At 59.6% G+C, this 14,927-nt stretch carries 14 protein-coding genes; 10 read left to right on the top strand and 4 right to left on the bottom strand.

The window, feature by feature from the left end; genetic code table 11:
• The first annotated feature begins 2 nt into the window (after window positions 1-2).
• The 5 genes from acs to ACIPL2_RS27905 all read left to right on the top strand — a co-directional run bounded on the left by acs (window position 3) and on the right by ACIPL2_RS27905 (window position 7,459).
• Complete coding sequence (gene acs, locus ACIPL2_RS27925; protein WP_401361942.1) at window positions 3-1,940, top strand: acetate--CoA ligase; 1,938 nt, start codon at window positions 3-5, stop codon at window positions 1,938-1,940.
• A 129-nt stretch (window positions 1,941-2,069) separates the two neighbouring features.
• A complete protein-coding gene (locus ACIPL2_RS27920; protein ID WP_401361939.1) occupies window positions 2,070-2,942 on the top strand; it encodes an oxygenase MpaB family protein in 873 nt (290 codons plus the stop codon).
• Between the two features lie 159 nt (window positions 2,943-3,101).
• Entirely contained in the window at window positions 3,102-4,118 is a 1,017-nt protein-coding gene (locus tag ACIPL2_RS27915) for a class I SAM-dependent rRNA methyltransferase (RefSeq protein ID WP_401361936.1), read from the top strand.
• Window positions 4,119-4,211: 93 nt separating this feature from the next.
• Window positions 4,212-7,163, top strand: coding sequence for a DUF748 domain-containing protein (locus ACIPL2_RS27910; RefSeq protein ID WP_401361933.1), 2,952 nt, complete (start codon window positions 4,212-4,214; stop codon window positions 7,161-7,163).
• Window positions 7,163-7,459: a DUF2845 domain-containing protein gene (locus tag ACIPL2_RS27905; protein ID WP_401361930.1), complete on the top strand. Its 297-nt coding sequence runs from the start codon at window positions 7,163-7,165 to the stop codon at window positions 7,457-7,459. The genes ACIPL2_RS27910 and ACIPL2_RS27905 overlap by 1 nt, the downstream gene beginning before the upstream one ends.
• Before the next feature lie 274 nt (window positions 7,460-7,733).
• Here ACIPL2_RS27905 and ACIPL2_RS27900 read toward each other — a convergent pair whose 3' ends face one another.
• Both ACIPL2_RS27900 and ACIPL2_RS27895 read right to left on the bottom strand, forming a co-directional pair.
• Complete coding sequence (locus ACIPL2_RS27900) at window positions 7,734-8,090, bottom strand: BON domain-containing protein (RefSeq protein WP_401361927.1); 357 nt, start codon at window positions 8,088-8,090, stop codon at window positions 7,734-7,736.
• 315 nt (window positions 8,091-8,405) lie between these two features.
• Window positions 8,406-8,819 carry a pilin gene (locus tag ACIPL2_RS27895; protein WP_401361924.1) on the bottom strand — a complete coding sequence of 138 codons (414 nt, stop codon included), beginning with the start codon at window positions 8,817-8,819 and terminating at the stop codon, window positions 8,406-8,408.
• Between the two features lie 225 nt (window positions 8,820-9,044).
• Between ACIPL2_RS27895 and pilB the strand changes: the two genes are divergently transcribed.
• From pilB to yacG, 5 genes are read left to right on the top strand one after another with little or no spacing between them, the layout of a single operon-like run.
• Complete coding sequence (gene pilB / locus ACIPL2_RS27890; protein WP_401361921.1) at window positions 9,045-10,745, top strand: type IV-A pilus assembly ATPase PilB; 1,701 nt, start codon at window positions 9,045-9,047, stop codon at window positions 10,743-10,745.
• 2 nt (window positions 10,746-10,747) lie between these two features.
• Window positions 10,748-11,965 carry a type II secretion system F family protein gene (locus tag ACIPL2_RS27885; RefSeq protein WP_401361918.1) on the top strand — a complete coding sequence of 406 codons (1,218 nt, stop codon included), beginning with the start codon at window positions 10,748-10,750 and terminating at the stop codon, window positions 11,963-11,965.
• Between the two features lies 1 nt (window position 11,966).
• A complete protein-coding gene (locus tag ACIPL2_RS27880; protein ID WP_401361915.1) occupies window positions 11,967-12,839 on the top strand; it encodes a prepilin peptidase in 873 nt (290 codons plus the stop codon).
• Window positions 12,836-13,459 carry a dephospho-CoA kinase gene (gene coaE, locus ACIPL2_RS27875; RefSeq protein WP_401361912.1) on the top strand — a complete coding sequence of 208 codons (624 nt, stop codon included), beginning with the start codon at window positions 12,836-12,838 and terminating at the stop codon, window positions 13,457-13,459. Before ACIPL2_RS27880 ends, coaE begins: the two co-directional genes overlap by 4 nt.
• Window positions 13,456-13,656, top strand: coding sequence for a DNA gyrase inhibitor YacG (gene yacG / locus ACIPL2_RS27870; RefSeq protein ID WP_059401976.1), 201 nt, complete (start codon window positions 13,456-13,458; stop codon window positions 13,654-13,656). Before coaE ends, yacG begins: the two co-directional genes overlap by 4 nt.
• Window positions 13,657-13,665: 9 nt before the next feature.
• On the opposite strand, the gene ACIPL2_RS27865 is transcribed toward yacG, so the two are convergent.
• A complete protein-coding gene (locus tag ACIPL2_RS27865) occupies window positions 13,666-13,881 on the bottom strand; it encodes a hypothetical protein (protein WP_401361910.1) in 216 nt (71 codons plus the stop codon).
• Between the two features lie 63 nt (window positions 13,882-13,944).
• Window positions 13,945-14,634 carry an energy-coupling factor ABC transporter permease gene (locus ACIPL2_RS27860; protein WP_401361908.1) on the bottom strand — a complete coding sequence of 230 codons (690 nt, stop codon included), beginning with the start codon at window positions 14,632-14,634 and terminating at the stop codon, window positions 13,945-13,947.
• Window positions 14,635-14,927: the final 293 nt, after the last annotated feature.

Genomic DNA, 14,927 nt, shown 5'->3' with positions numbered 1-14,927 from the left:
TCATGTTCGATATCAGCACGTTCCCCAAAGCCGATGCCGTCCGCCGGGCTGCACAACTGAGTCAAGACGACTATCAGCGCCTGTACCGTCAATCCATCGAGCACCCCAGCACCTTCTGGGCTGAGCAGGCCACGCGCTTTCTCGACTGGAGCACACCGTGGCAGACCGTCCAGCGTTACGACCTGAAAACCGGTGAGGCCAGCTGGTTTGCCGGCGGTCAGTTGAACGTCAGTTACAACTGCATCGACCGTCACCTGGAAAAACGCGGCGATCACATCGCAATTATCTGGGAAGGCGACGACCCGGCCGAATCCGCGCAAATCACCTACAACAAACTTCATCACAACGTCTGTCGCCTGGCCAACGTGCTCAAAAGCCGTGGCGTGAAGAAAGGCGACCGCGTGTGCATCTACATGCCGATGATCCCCGAAGCCGCCTACGCCATGCTCGCCTGCACGCGGATCGGTGCGGTGCATTCAGTGGTGTTCGGCGGTTTTTCCCCGGACTCCCTGCGCGACCGGATTCTCGACGCCGATTGCCGCACCGTGATCACCGCCGATGAAGGCGTGCGCGGCGGCAAATTCGTGCCGCTCAAACAGAACGTCGACAAGGCACTGCAAAGTTGCCCGGACGTGAGCACGGTGGTGGTGGTCGAGCGCACACAAGGCGAGGTGAACTGGGTCGAGGGCCGCGACCTCTGGTATCACCAGGCGCTGCGCGACGTCAGCGACGATTGCCCGCCAGAGCCGATGGACGCCGAAGACCCGCTGTTCATCCTCTACACCTCCGGCAGCACCGGCAAACCCAAAGGCGTGCTGCACACCACCGGCGGCTATCTGCTGCAAGCGGCGATGACCTTCAAATACGTGCTCGACTACCGCGACGGCGAAGTGTTCTGGTGCACCGCCGATGTCGGCTGGGTCACCGGGCACAGCTACATCGTCTATGGCCCGCTGGCCAATGGCGCCACCACGTTGATCTTCGAAGGCGTACCGAGTTATCCGAATTGCTCGCGCTTCTGGCAGGTGATCGACAAGCACCACGTCAACATTTTCTATACCGCTCCCACCGCCCTGCGCGCCCTGATGCGTGAAGGCCCCGAACCGTTGAAGGAAACATCCCGCGAGAGCCTCAGATTGCTCGGCAGTGTCGGTGAGCCGATCAACCCGGAAGCGTGGGACTGGTACTTCAATGTGGTCGGCGAACAGCGTTGCCCGATCGTCGACACCTGGTGGCAGACCGAAACCGGCGGCATCATGCTCAGCCCGCTGGTCAGCGCGCAACGGATCAAACCCGGCTGCGCCACGCAACCGATGTTCGGCGTGCAACCGGTGTTGCTCGATGAGCAAGGCAAGGAAATCAAAGGCGCCGGCAGCGGCGTACTGGCGATCAAATCCAGCTGGCCGGCGCAGATCCGTACGGTGTACGGCGACCCGCAACGCATGATCGACACCTACTTCAAGCCCTACCCCGGTTATTACTTCACCGGCGACGGTGCACGTCGCGATGAAGACGGCGATTACTGGATCACCGGGCGTATCGACGACGTGATCAACGTCTCCGGGCACCGCATCGGCACTGCTGAAGTGGAAAGCGCCCTGGTGCTGCACGACAGCATCGCCGAGGCCGCCGTGGTCGGTTATCCCCATGACGTCAAAGGCCAAGGCATCTATGCCTTTGTCACACCGATGAACGGCACCGATCCTAACGATGAACTGAAGAAAGAACTGCTGGCCCACGTCAGCAAGGAAATCGGCAGTTTCGCCAAACCGGACTTGATCCAGTGGGCGCCGGCCTTGCCGAAAACCCGTTCGGGCAAGATCATGCGGCGGATTCTGCGCAAGATCGCCTGCAACGAACTGGACAGCCTGGGCGATACCTCGACCCTGGCCGACCCGAGCGTGGTACAAGGCCTGATCGATAAACGTCTAAATCAATAACATTTGCCCCCTGTAGGAGCGAGCTCGCTCGCGATGGGCATCAACGATAACGCGTGCTTGCAGAATGTACGCGGCGCGTCTGAGTCCATCGCGAGCGAGCTCGCTCCTACAGAAGCCCATTGAGTGGTCATGGAATTCATCCGCACCCGCATCGAAACCCAGATCATGAGCCTGTCCGGCCTGTCTTTGGGCAAGCTCGACCTGGAAAACCCCAAGGGCGACCCCGGTCTGTTCGGCCCCGATTCGGTGAGCTGGCAGGTCCACGGCGATTTCAGCAGCATGCTCATCGGCGGCATCAGCGCCTTGATGCTGCAAGCCTTGCATCCACTGGCGCTGGCCGGTGTCTGGGACCATTCGAACTTTCGCGAGGACATGCTCGGCCGTTTGCGCCGCACCGGGCAGTTCATCTCTGGCACCACCTTTGGCTCTCGCCGGGACGCCGACTGGCTGATCGAGAAAGTCCGCACCATCCACCTGCAAGTGACCGGCACCGCGCCGGACGGTCGACCCTACGCCGCCAGCGATCCCGACCTGCTGACCTGGGTGCATGTGGCCGAAGTCAGCAACTTCCTCGCGGCGCACCTGCGTTACCGTAATCCGCAGCTGTCGCTGGCCGATCAGGATCGCTACTACGCTGAAATCGCCATGATCGCCGAACGCCTGGGCGCCCGTGATGTGCCCCGTTCACGGCAGGAAATTGCCGATTACCTCGAGCGCATTCGACCACAGCTGCTGTGCGATGAGCGCAGTCGCGAGGTGTTGCGATTACTGTTGAACGCCCCGTCGCCCAGCCGTTTGGCCAAGCCTTTCGGCGGCTTGATGATGCAGGCCGGGATCGACCTGTTGCCGGACTGGGCGAGTGACATGCTGGGCGTCAGCCAGAGCCCGCTGCAACGCAAACTGATCCGCGCCAGCGTCAACCGCAGCGCGCCGATGTTGCGGTGGGCGGTGCGTAACGGCTCAGTGCATCGGGCCAAGCGACGGATGGGCCTGCTGACCTGACCGCCCTTGTAGGAGCGAGGCTTGCCCGCGAAGAACGATAACGTTGTGCGTCAGGCGGACCGCGTTGCATTCTTCGCGGGCAAGCCTCGCTCCTACAGGTTCTTCGTCGCTCAAGCTGTTAAACTCCCGCGCCAAATTCCCTCCTGCAAGGCGCCCAGCATGTCTTCCTTGAATCAGGCGCTGCGCGCCGCCCTCGATCATCGCCAGGACCTGCTCGCCGAGCTGCATCAGCAAGGCACCGATTGCTATCGCCTGTTCCATGGCAGCCAGGAAGGCGCCGGTGGCCTGACCATCGACCGCTACGGCCCGCAACTGCTGGTGCAAAGCTTTCACCAGGCGCTGGAGCGCGATGACCTGCTGCAACTGCACGCGATCATCAACCAACACCTGGGCCTTGAAACGCTGCTGGTCTACAACGACCGCTCCCGTGGCAACTCACGCATCGACCGCGAAGACACGGTCTACCGCGCCGACGACGCCGCGCTACAAGACCTGATCAGCCACGAATGGGGCCTCAACTATCGGGTTCGCGGCCGCCACGCGGGCCAGGATCCGCTGCTGTTTCTCGACCTGCGCAACACCCGCGGCTGGGTCAAGGACCACAGTAAAAACAAAAGCGTGCTGAACCTGTTTGCCTACACCTGTGGCGTCGGCCTGAGCGCGGCGGCCGGTGGTGCTCGCGAGGTGTGCAATCTGGACTTCGCCGAGGGCAACCTGGCGGTCGGTCGCGAAAACGGCCTGCTCAATCCGCAATTGCCGACCATGCAGTTCATTCAGTCTGACTACTTCCCGGCCATCCGCCAGCTGGCCGGCCTGCCGATCAGCCAGCGTCGCGGGCAGAAACTGCCCAGCTACCCGCGCCTGGAACAGCGTCAGTACGACCTGGTGCTGCTGGATCCGCCGGCCTGGGCCAAGAGTGCTTTCGGCACCGTCGACCTGCTGCGCGATTATCAGAGCCTGCTGAAACCGGCGCTGCTGACCACCGCCGAGAATGGCGTGCTGATCTGCTGCAACAACCTGGCAAAGGTCAGCATGGATGACTGGCGCGAGCAGGTTTTGCGTTGCGCGGAAAAAGCCGGGCGTCCGGTGCGTGAGTGGACAGTGATGAAGCCGGGAGGCGATTTCCCGTCGATGGATCAGCAGCCACCGTTGAAAACGCTAATCCTGCAGCTCTGAAAGTCGCACGCAAAATCAGATTAATCCTATAAAGCATGATCACTTCGGAACCGGAATCGCGTGCCATACTCCAACGCACTCCGATTCAGACAGATGAAGCCGCACATGCCCAAAGGATTGTTTCGCGCTATTGGCGCTTTGTTGACTGCTCTGGCCCTTTATAGCCTGCTGGGGTTTCTGATTTTGCCGGGGATCGCGTTGCGGGTGGCCAACCAACAATTGGCCAACTACGCGACGACACCCGCGACGATCTCGCGAATCGAACTCAACCCCTTCAGCCTTGAAGTGACCCTGTGGGGCCTGATCATTGGCGAGCCCGGCAAGGAACAGGTGGGCTTCGAACGCCTGTACGCCAATCTGCAGATCGACAGCCTCTGGACCAAAGCGCTGCACTTGTCCGATATCGAGATAGACAAACCCAAGACCGAAATCCTCTTCGGCAAGGACGGCAAGCTCAACTTGCTCGGCCTGTTCAAAATTCCCGCCAGCGAACCGACCCCGGCCGACCCGAATGCCAAGCCGTTTCCGTTGCGCATCGAGCGGATCAAACTGGCGGGCGGTTCCGTGCACTTCATGGATGAACGTCCTAGCGAGCCCATCGAATTCCTCTACGACAAACTCGATTTTGAACTGAAAAATCTCAGTACCCTGCCCGAAGACAGCGCCGACATGACGCTGGTCGCCGTCGGCCCGAACGGTGGGCAGATCGACTGGAGCGGCAATTTCAGCCTGATCCCGATCGCCTCCGAAGGTAAGCTGAAAATCACCGACGGCAAGATGAAAGCCTTTTGGCCCTACGTGCGTGACGCTGTGCCATTGGTGCTTGAAGACGGCATCATGAACCTCAGTACCGACTACAAACTGAACCTGTCCAAGGAAACCGAACTGCTGCTGAGCAACGTCGCCGTCAGTGTCGCGCCCTTCGCCATCAAGGCCCCGGACGGTCGGCCACTGGCGAAGCTCGAACGACTGGACATCAGCGACACCACGGTAGACCTGGCCAAGCAACACGTAGTGGTCGGCAAGATTCGCAGCAATAAACTGGAAACCTGGGCCGCCCTGGAAGCGGACGGACAGCTGGACTGGCAGAAACTGTTCGCCAGCCAACCGTCCAAAGCGGCGGTCAAAGCCAACGCCGAACCTGCGAGCACTCCCGCCGCCGCCGACTCACCGAAACCCGCACCAACACCCCCTAGCAAGCCATGGCAAGTGCTGCTCAAAGACGTGCAACTGCGCAACTACCAAGTGCATTTGGCCGACCGCAAGGCGCAACCGGCCGTGGCCCTGGAAGTCGGCCCGCTGAACCTGGACCTGCAAAATTTCGACAGCCTCAATGGCGCGCCCTTCAACCTCAAGCTCGACACGGGCGTGGGCAAGCAAGGCAAGCTCATGGCGGACGGCGTGGTCAATCTGGCCCCGGTCAGTGCCAAGCTTAAAGTGCAGACCAAGGACATCGACCTGCGGGTGGCGCAGTCCTACATCAATCCATTCATTCGCCTCGAACTGCGCAGCGGCATGCTCGGCAGTGATCTGGCAGTCGACCTGAAAAGCACCGAACCGCTGGCGTTCAGCGTCACCGGCCGCGCCCAGGTCGATCAGCTGCACACCCTCGACACCCTGAAAACCCGCGACTTCCTCAAGTGGCAGCAGTTGGTGCTCGAAGGCCTGAATTATCAGCACGGCGACAGCCTGTCGATCGACAAGGTCAACCTGTTCCAGCCCTACGTGCGCTTCATGATCAACGACGACCGCACCACCAACGTCGATGACCTGCTGATCCCGCAACCGCCCGACTCCGGCGCCAAGACCGTCGCTGCCAAACCGGCCAGCAAGGCCAAACCGCTGGGGATTCACATTGGCGGGATTGCCATCAATGACGGCTCGGCGAACTTCGCCGACTTCAGCCTGACGCCGAACTTCGCTACCGCCGTTCAACAGCTCAACGGGCAGATCGGCACCATCGACAGCCGTCAGGCGAAACCGGCCACTGTCGATATCAAAGGCAAGGTGGATCGCTATGCACCGGTGACCATCAAGGGTTCGGTCAACCCGTTCGACCCGATGGCCAGCCTCGACATCGCCACCAGTTTCAAACGTGTCGAGCTGACGACCCTGACGCCCTACTCCGGCAAGTTCGCCGGTTATCGCATCCGTAAGGGCCGGCTCAATCTCGACCTGCATTACCTGATCACCAAGGGCCAGCTCAAGGCTGAAAACAAAGTGGTGGTCGAACAGCTGCAACTGGGTGAGAAAGTCGACAGCCCGGATGCCGTGAGCCTGCCGTTGAAGCTGGCCATTGCGTTGCTCAAGGACGTCGACGGCAAGATTTCCATCGAGCTGCCGGTGACCGGTGACCTGAACAACCCGCAGTTCAGCATCATGCCGATTGTCTGGCAGACCTTGCGCAACCTGATCGTCAAAGCCGCCGCCGCGCCGTTCAAAATGATTGGCGGGCTGGTCAGTGGTGGCGGTTCGGAAGACCTGGGCACGGTGTCGTTTGCCCCGGGTTCAAGCGACTTGAGCAAAGAGGCCGAGGGTTCGCTGGTCAAACTGTCCCAGGCGCTCAAGGAACGTCCGGCCCTGCGCCTGGAAATCGAAGGCACGGCTGCCGCCAGCAGCGATGGCCCGCTGATTGCCGAGCAACGCCTGGAACGGGAATACCAGTACAACTACTACAAAATGCTCCAGCGTCGAGGTGACAAGGTGCCGGCCCAGGCATCATTGCTGCAAGTGCCGGACAGCGAAAAAGGTCCACTGCTGGAAGGCATCTACCGCATCCGTCTGAAAACCCAGCCACCGGCTGAATGGAAGGATCTGGGCAAGGAAGAACGCACCGCGAAAATGCGCGAGGGCGTGATCAAGTTCTGGAGTTCCAGCGACGTGCTGTTACGTCAGTTGGGTCAGGAACGTGCCAGCAGCATCAAGGATTATCTGGTCGACAAGGGCCAGTTGGCCGATGACCGTGTGTACTTCATCGACGCCCAGTTGGGCGAACCGGAGAGTGACGGTCGAGTGGTAACGCCCCTGCATCTGGACGCCGAGTGATGATCAGACGATTGCTGATCAGCCTGGCATTGGCGCTGAGCGCCAGCCAGGCCTCGGCGGCCGATACCCTGCGCTGCGGTAGCCAGTTGGTCAGCGTTGGCGACAGATCCAGCGAAGTGCTGCAGAAATGCGGTGAACCGGTCAGCCGCGATCTATTGGGCTACAAGCGCAGCGCCAACCGACGGGAAGAGTTCCAGGTCGAGGAATGGACCTACGGGCCCAACGGCGGGATGTACCAGTACCTGCGGTTTGAAGGCAATCGCTTGAAGCAGATCACCAGCAAACGCGGTAACTGACCAAACACTACAAACCCAATGTGGGAGCGGGCTTGCTCGCGAAAGCGGTCTTTCATTCAGCCCATGTGTTGAATGTCAGTCAGCCTTCGCGAGCAAGCCCGCTCCCACATTTTGGTTTTGCGTGGCCCACAATAGAACAGGCCCCGGACACGAATGTCCGGGGCCTGTAATGGCCACATCCTTATGGCCTTTCGCATGAACTCTCCAGCAGCAGCAGGTGTATGACTCGGCTCACCTGCCGCGCCTTCTCCCAGTCCAGGCGAGAAGCCTTGCCTTACTCGGCTTTCAGGCCGTCAGCGGAGACCGCTTTGACGCCTTTGATTTTCTTGGTGATCGCAACAGCGGTGGCTTTCTGGGCGTCGGTCACCGCAACGGTGGACGACAGGGATACAACACCTTTGTTGGTTTCGACTTTGATGTCGGTACCAGGAATGCCTTTTTCAGTCACCAGGTCACTTTTAACTTTGGTAGTAATCCAGGTGTCGGAAGTAGCTTCCTTCGCCTTGGTCACTTCACCGGCCGCCAGTGTCATCGGGGCTTGGGTAGTTTGAGTAGTCTGTGCAAATGCGACGTTGGCCATGGTCAGGGTCAGCGCGGTAGCAGTAGCGGCAGCAATAGCGAACTTCTTCATACGAGTAACTCCTGTTTTTCTAGAAAGTCTGCTGGGTTGTCTTGTCAGCAGGGTTACTGGGTATATTGCGAACGCTGTGCCAACTTTGAGACAGTAAATTAATCGTTATAAATCAATCACTTAACAAAACAGCTGATTTTCGGAATCATGCAAATTGCATGAGTTTGAAATTATCGACATGCAAGTTGCGGGTTTTGGCTGCGGCCTAAGGCCATGAATTGTTGAGAGTTTCTTTCTTTCACTGGTTTTCTCGACTGACAGACAAAAAAATACCCCGCATCGTGAGAGGCGGGGTATTGGCAGAACGGATATTAATCAGGCTTTGCCGGTGCAGCCTTTAGGCGCGTATTCCTGACTGACGGTTGTCGCACAGGTCCAACCTCCCGTCATCGTCCGAGAGAGCGTGATGGTTTGGTTGAGTACCTGACCCGGTGCATTAAGAATGACGCAGCCAATAGCGCCTACGCCAGTGGAAGCCGTTCCCGAAGCGGAAATGGTGCAGTTACCCGTCGTCGCTGTACCGCCGATCAGCGCAAGCGTCGGATCCGTGCCCTGATTGATAATGTCTTCAAATGGCACTTTCAATGCGGCGATCTCGGCCATGCTCGCCGTCACCTTGGCCCTTGCCTGGTACTTGGCATATTGCGGCAAGGCGAACGTCGCCAGAATCCCGATGATCGCCACCACGATCAGCAGCTCGATCAGGGTAAAACCTTTTTGAGTGTTCATAGACAGGCTCCATGCATGAGTCGGAATCTCATGATCTGAACTAGCCGCAGCACAGCCCATGCCAAGCGCCGTATCCCCTGTTGGCGGGGCGCGACGCCAGCGCAACGCCCTTTCCTACCCCCAGTATCCGCACTATCTGACACTTTTTGTCACCTGACCCACGCTGGTTTGGTTCCTCGGCTTGACTAGGCTATAAGTCATGAACTGTCTGCGTCCGGTACCCCAATGAACGACATCGCCCTTAGCGGTCTGGCCAAGCAATTGGTCCTGGCCGAGCTGCTCACTGACAAAAGCGCGCAACAGGCGTATCAGCAAGCCCAACGCAATCGCACCTCCCTGGTCAGCTACCTGGTGCAGAACAAACTGGTGAAAAGTCGCCAGGTGGCCGAGATCGCTTCGGAACACTTCGGCATGGCCCTGCTCGACCTCAACTGTCTGGACAAGGACACCCAGCCCAAGGGCCTGGTCAGCGAGAAACTGATCCGCCAGCACCACGCCCTGCCCCTCTGGCGACGCGGTAATAAGTTGTTCGTGGGGATTTCCGACCCGACCAATCACCAGGTCATCAACGACATCCAGTTCAGCACCGGGCTCAATACCGAAGCCATTCTGGTCGAAGACGACAAACTCACCGATGCCATCGAACGGTTCTTCGACAGCCACAGTACCGGCCTCGAAGACATGGCCGACGTCGACCTCGACAGCATGGACATCGAATCCGGCGATGAGCGCAATCAGGACGGCATCACCGGACAGGATGCCGATGACGCCCCCGTGGTGCGCTTCGTCCACAAAATGCTGCTCGATGCGATCAAGAGCGGCTCCTCCGACCTGCATTTCGAGCCTTACGAAAAAACCTACCGCGTGCGGATGCGTACCGACGGCATGCTGCGTGAGGTCGCCAAGCCACCGATCCAACTGGCCAACCGCATCGCCGCGCGCCTGAAAGTCATGGCCAGCCTGGATATCTCCGAGCGACGCAAACCCCAGGACGGGCGGATCAAAATGCGCCTGTCCAAGAGCAAGTCCATCGACTTCCGGGTCAATACCCTGCCGACCTTGTGGGGCGAGAAAGTGGTGATCCGGATCCTCGATCCGTCCAGCGCGCAAATGGGCATCGACGCCCTCGGCTACGAACCCGACCAGAAAGACCTGTACATGGCCGCGCTCAAGCAGCCACAGGGGATGATTCTGGTGACCGGCCCGACCGGTTCGGGCAAGACCGTGTCGCTCTACACCGGCCTGAATATTCTCAACACCGTGGACATCAACATTTCCACCGCCGAAGACCCGGTGGAGATCAACATGGAAGGCATCAACCAGGTCAACGTCAATGCCAAACAGGGACTGGGCTTTCCCCAGGCACTGCGCTCGTTCCTGCGCCAGGACCCGGACGTGATCATGGTCGGCGAAATCCGCGACCTCGAAACCGCGGAAATCGCGATCAAGGCCGCCCAGACCGGGCACCTCGTGCTGTCGACCCTGCACACCAACAGCGCCGCGGAAACCCTGACCCGCCTGCACAACATGGGCATTCAGGGCTTCAACATCGCCACCTCGGTCAGCCTGATCATCGCCCAACGCCTGGCGCGCAAACTGTGCAGCCATTGCAAGACACCCATCGAGATTCCCCGCGAGGCGTTCCTCAAGGAAGGCTTCCCCGAGGAACGCATCGGCTCGTTCACGATCTATGAGCCGGTCGGTTGCGAGCACTGCAACGGCGGTTACAAAGGGCGAACGGGGATTTATGAAGTGGTGAAGAACACACCGGAGCTGCAACGGCTGATCATGGCTGAAGGCAACTCACTGGAAATCGACATCCAGATGCGCAAGGACGGTTTCAACGACCTGCGCACTTCCGGGCTGCTCAAGGCCATGCAAGGCATCACCAGCCTTGAAGAAATCAACCGGGTCACCAAGGACTGAACATGGCGGTCAAAGCAGTAAAAATCAGCGTGTATGCCTGGGAAGGCACCAACCGGCAAGGCACGAAAATGACCGGCGAACTCAGCGGTCAAAACCCGGCACTGATCAAGGCCCAACTGCGCAAGCAAGGCATCAACCCCGGCAAGGTGCGCAAGAAATCCGCCTCGATTCTCAACTTGGGCAAGCGCATCAAGGCCCAGGAAATTGCCCTGTTCACCCGGCAGATGGCAACCATGATGAAAGCCGGCGTGCCGTTGCTGCAGTCGTTCGAAATCATCGGTGAGGGCTTCGATAACCCGGCCATGCGCAAACTGGTGGACGAGGTCAAACAGGAAGTCGCCGCGGGTAACAGCTTCGCCGCGTCACTGCGCAAAAAACCGCAGTATTTCGATGAGCTCTACTGCAACCTGGTCGATGCCGGCGAGCAAGCCGGTGCGCTGGACACCCTGCTGGAGCGGGTGGCGACCTACAAGGAAAAGAGCGAAAGCCTCAAGGCCAAGATCAAGAAAGCCATGACCTACCCGCTGGCCGTGGTGTTCGTCGCGATCATTGTCACCGGGATTCTGCTGGTCAAGGTGGTGCCGCAGTTCGAGTCGGTGTTCAAGGGCTTTGGCGCCGAATTGCCGGCCTTCACCGTGATGGTCATCGGCTTGTCGGAGTTCATGCAGGACTACTGGTGGATGATGCTCGGCGTGCTGATCGCGGCAATCTTCGGCATGCGCCATGCCTTTAAGACGTCGCAAGTCTTTCGCGACCGGATGGACACCTGGCTGTTGAAATTGCCCTTGGTCGGGACGCTGATGTACAAGTCCGCCGTGGCCCGTTACGCCCGCACGCTGTCGACCACCTTTGCCGCGGGTGTGCCACTGGTGGAGGCCCTCGATTCAGTGGCGGGCGCCACCGGCAACATCGTGTTCAAACGTGCGGTGCTGCGCATCAAGCAGGACGTCTCCACCGGCATGCAGCTGAACTTCTCGATGCGCACCTCCGGCATCTTTCCGAATATGGCGATCCAGATGACGGCGATTGGCGAAGAGTCCGGCGCACTGGACGACATGCTCGACAAGGTCGCGAGTTTCTACGAAGACGAAGTGGACAATATGGTCGATAACCTCACCAGCCTGATGGAGCCGTTCATCATGGTGGTGCTGGGTGTTATTGTCGGCGGCCTGGTGGTTGCGATGTACCTGCCTATCTTTCAACTCGGCTCAGCGATCTGACATGCCCTTGAACGAAATCCTGTCTGTCTACCCGCTGGCCTTCGTTGTCATCACCGGTGTGGTCGGCCTGCTGATCGGCAGCTTTCTCAACGTGGTGATCTGGCGTCTGCCGAAAATGCTCGAGCGTGAGTGGCGAGTGCAGGCTCACGACATGCTGGGGCTGCCGACCGAAACCCCACTGCCGACCTACAACCTGCTGCTGCCGCACTCCCAGTGCCCCCGTTGCGGACACCGGATTCGCGCCTGGGAAAATATTCCGCTCATCAGTTATGTGTGCCTGCGCGGGCGCTGTTCAAGTTGCGCGACGCCGATCAGTAAACGCTATCCGCTGACCGAACTGGCCTGCGGCCTGTTGTCGGCCTTCATCGCCTGGCACTTCGGTTTTGGTTGGCCGGCGTGCCTGGCGCTGGTCCTGACCTGGGGCCTGTTGGCCATGAGCCTGATCGACGCCGAGCATCAACTGCTGCCGGATGTGCTGGTGTTGCCGCTGATGTGGCTGGGGCTGATCGTCAACAGCTTCAGCCTGTTCGTGCCATTGAATGAGGCACTGTGGGGCGCGATAGCCGGTTACATGGCGTTGTGGTCGGTGTTCTGGCTGTTCAAGCTGCTGACCGGCAAGGACGGCATGGGCCACGGTGATTTCAAGCTGCTGGCGATGTTTGGTGCCTGGGGCGGCTGGCAGATCTTGCCGCTGACCCTCCTGTTGTCGTCGCTGGTGGGCGCGGTTGTCGGTGTGATTCTGCTGCGTGTGCGTCACGCGAAAACCTCCACGCCGATCCCCTTCGGGCCCTTCCTGGCAATTGCCGGCTGGATTGCGCTGCTCTGGGGTGGTCAAATAACCGACTTCTATTGGCAGTTTGTCGGTTTGAAATGAATAACCCTGTGGAAAAACCCTGGATTCTCGGCTTGACCGGCGGCATCGGCAGCGGCAAAAGCGCCGCTGCGCAGCACTTCATCGACCTCGGCGTGCACGTGGTGGACGCCGATCATGCGGCACGCTGGGTGGTGGAACCGGGTCGTCCGGCGCTGGCGAAAATTGCCGAACACTTTGGCCCCGGTGTGTTGCTGGCAGATGGGCAACTGGACCGAGCGGCACTGCGCAAACTGATCTTTGAAGTGCCGGAGCAACGTCTCTGGCTCGAAGCGTTGCTGCATCCGCTGATCGCCAAGGAAATCACCGATCATCTGGCCAAGGCACAATCACCTTACGCGATTCTGGTTTCACCGCTGCTGATCGAGTCCGGGCAGTACGCCATGACCCAACGGGTGCTGGTGATCGATGCCCCCGAACAGCTACAGATCGAACGCACCCTGCAGCGTGACCAGACCAGCGAACAACAGGTCCAGGCGATCCTCAAGGCCCAGTCCAGCCGCCAGGATCGCGTGGCCCATGCCGACGATGTGGTGGTCAACGACCGCGACCTCGCCTGGCTGCACAGCGAGGTCGAACGCCTGCATCACTTTTACCTAACATTGCGTGGAGGCCAGTCATGAGCCAAACCCCAACCGTCAATTGCCCAACCTGTGGCGCCCCTGTTGAATGGAGCGCCGAAAGCACGTTCCGGCCGTTCTGTTCGGACCGTTGCAAACTGATCGACCTGGGCGCCTGGGCGTCGGAAGAACACAAGATTCCGGTGAGCCCGGATGCCGAAGACGAGATGTTCAGCGAAGACTTCGAACCGCGTCACTGATCCTGAGCATCAGGGCCGCATGAAGCCGTAGTCTTCCTCTTCGTCGAGGTTCTCGGCGAGAAACTGCAACTCGTCTGCCAGGTCCTCGATACTGCGCACAGCCTTGCTCTGCTGCACCACCGCACTGAGCAAGGCGCGCAGGCTCAACCCCGGATCAAACCCCACCTCTTGCGCCACGTCCAGACTCTGGCGCAACTCCTGCCTTGCCCATTCGTAGACACTCATTTCGATGCTCCTGAAGGTTTTGCGGAGCATGAATTCGTCAGTGATTGGTGGGTTTGATGTGAATCAAGATTTCGGATCGTCGTCCTTCCACGGTGCCGACAGGTAGCGCGTGCGGTTGAAGGTCTCCAGCCATTCGGGACAGAACACCACCAGCGCGCTGACCACCATGCCGTTGATGAAGGCCTCCGGGAAAATGATCAGCCACAGGTAGCCGATAAAGTCCTCGAGCCAGTACGGCATGGCGAAGCGTTCGTCGAACCACAGCAGCCACAGCGCCAGCAGCAGGCACATCAATGCCGACAGCGCGGCGGCAAAGAATCCGGAAACGAAGATGTACACGAAGGGATTACGCGGTTGCGCGCGCTCCACGAGGATGGCGCAGCATTCGGTGATCAGCACCGGCAATAGAATCAGCAGCGCACCGTTGACTCCCATCGCCACCAGGTCCTGGCGTCCGAGCAGCACCAATCCGGCTTGCGCGACCAATCCGCCGACGATAGCCAGGGGCCAGTCGAGCAACAGGGTGACGGCGGTCATGCCGATGAAGTGGTAGGACACGCCGGTGTCGAAGTCTCGTCGCACCAGCCACAGCATGAACAGCGCGAATACTGTGCCGAACAGCAGGTGCTGACGGCGGCTGTCGCTGAACAGCTCGACCCACGGTGCACGCGCAACGGCCCAGATCAGCGCCGGGACGTAGATCAACCACCCTACCGTGAGGCTTTCGGGTGACAGTAATTCGGCACCAATCATGGTGGGGCGCACTCCGTTGTCTTTGCCGAAAGGGGATAGGTTTTCAGTCTACACCGCAGTTTGAGTGTGCTTCGATTTCGGGGCTGGGGGGTTCCAGGAATGGGGGCATATCCGTTTCTGCGGCTTAGCGACTGTTTTTTGATTGGGGACATATCCGTTTCTGCGGTAACGGCGACTATTGGTTCCGCCCTTACGGCGGGTCACTTGGAAAAGCCCCAAGTAACCAAGGGCTCTTGCCCCGCCATTCGGTGCCTCGCTTAGGCTCGGCATGCCCTCACTCCGGCATTGCTCCG

Origin of the sequence: Pseudomonas sp. NPDC086251, assembly GCF_044746405.1 — a bacterium.
Classification (GTDB): Bacteria; Pseudomonadota; Gammaproteobacteria; order Pseudomonadales; family Pseudomonadaceae; genus Aquipseudomonas.
Note: the sequence above shows the minus strand (reverse complement) of the source record. Positions and strands in the feature narration are given on the sequence as shown.

Excerpts from the sequence above, each read along its gene's own strand:
- ACIPL2_RS27895 (WP_401361924.1), bottom strand. The coding sequence starts at position 8,819 with ATGAACACTCAAAAAGGTTTTACCCTGATCGAGCTGCTGATCGTGGTG.
- yacG (WP_059401976.1), top strand. The coding sequence starts at position 13,456 with ATGAGCCAAACCCCAACCGTCAATTGCCCAACCTGTGGCGCCCCTGTT.
- ACIPL2_RS27885 (WP_401361918.1), top strand. The coding sequence starts at position 10,748 with ATGGCGGTCAAAGCAGTAAAAATCAGCGTGTATGCCTGGGAAGGCACC.
- acs (WP_401361942.1), top strand. The coding sequence starts at position 3 with ATGTTCGATATCAGCACGTTCCCCAAAGCCGATGCCGTCCGCCGGGCT.
- coaE (WP_401361912.1), top strand. The coding sequence starts at position 12,836 with ATGAATAACCCTGTGGAAAAACCCTGGATTCTCGGCTTGACCGGCGGC.
- ACIPL2_RS27905 (WP_401361930.1), top strand. The coding sequence starts at position 7,163 with ATGATCAGACGATTGCTGATCAGCCTGGCATTGGCGCTGAGCGCCAGC.
- ACIPL2_RS27880 (WP_401361915.1), top strand. The coding sequence starts at position 11,967 with ATGCCCTTGAACGAAATCCTGTCTGTCTACCCGCTGGCCTTCGTTGTC.
- ACIPL2_RS27915 (WP_401361936.1), top strand. The coding sequence starts at position 3,102 with ATGTCTTCCTTGAATCAGGCGCTGCGCGCCGCCCTCGATCATCGCCAG.
- ACIPL2_RS27910 (WP_401361933.1), top strand. The coding sequence starts at position 4,212 with ATGAAGCCGCACATGCCCAAAGGATTGTTTCGCGCTATTGGCGCTTTG.
- ACIPL2_RS27900 (WP_401361927.1), bottom strand. The coding sequence starts at position 8,090 with ATGAAGAAGTTCGCTATTGCTGCCGCTACTGCTACCGCGCTGACCCTG.
- ACIPL2_RS27860 (WP_401361908.1), bottom strand. The coding sequence starts at position 14,634 with ATGATTGGTGCCGAATTACTGTCACCCGAAAGCCTCACGGTAGGGTGG.
- ACIPL2_RS27865 (WP_401361910.1), bottom strand. The coding sequence starts at position 13,881 with ATGAGTGTCTACGAATGGGCAAGGCAGGAGTTGCGCCAGAGTCTGGAC.
- pilB (WP_401361921.1), top strand. The coding sequence starts at position 9,045 with ATGAACGACATCGCCCTTAGCGGTCTGGCCAAGCAATTGGTCCTGGCC.
- ACIPL2_RS27920 (WP_401361939.1), top strand. The coding sequence starts at position 2,070 with ATGGAATTCATCCGCACCCGCATCGAAACCCAGATCATGAGCCTGTCC.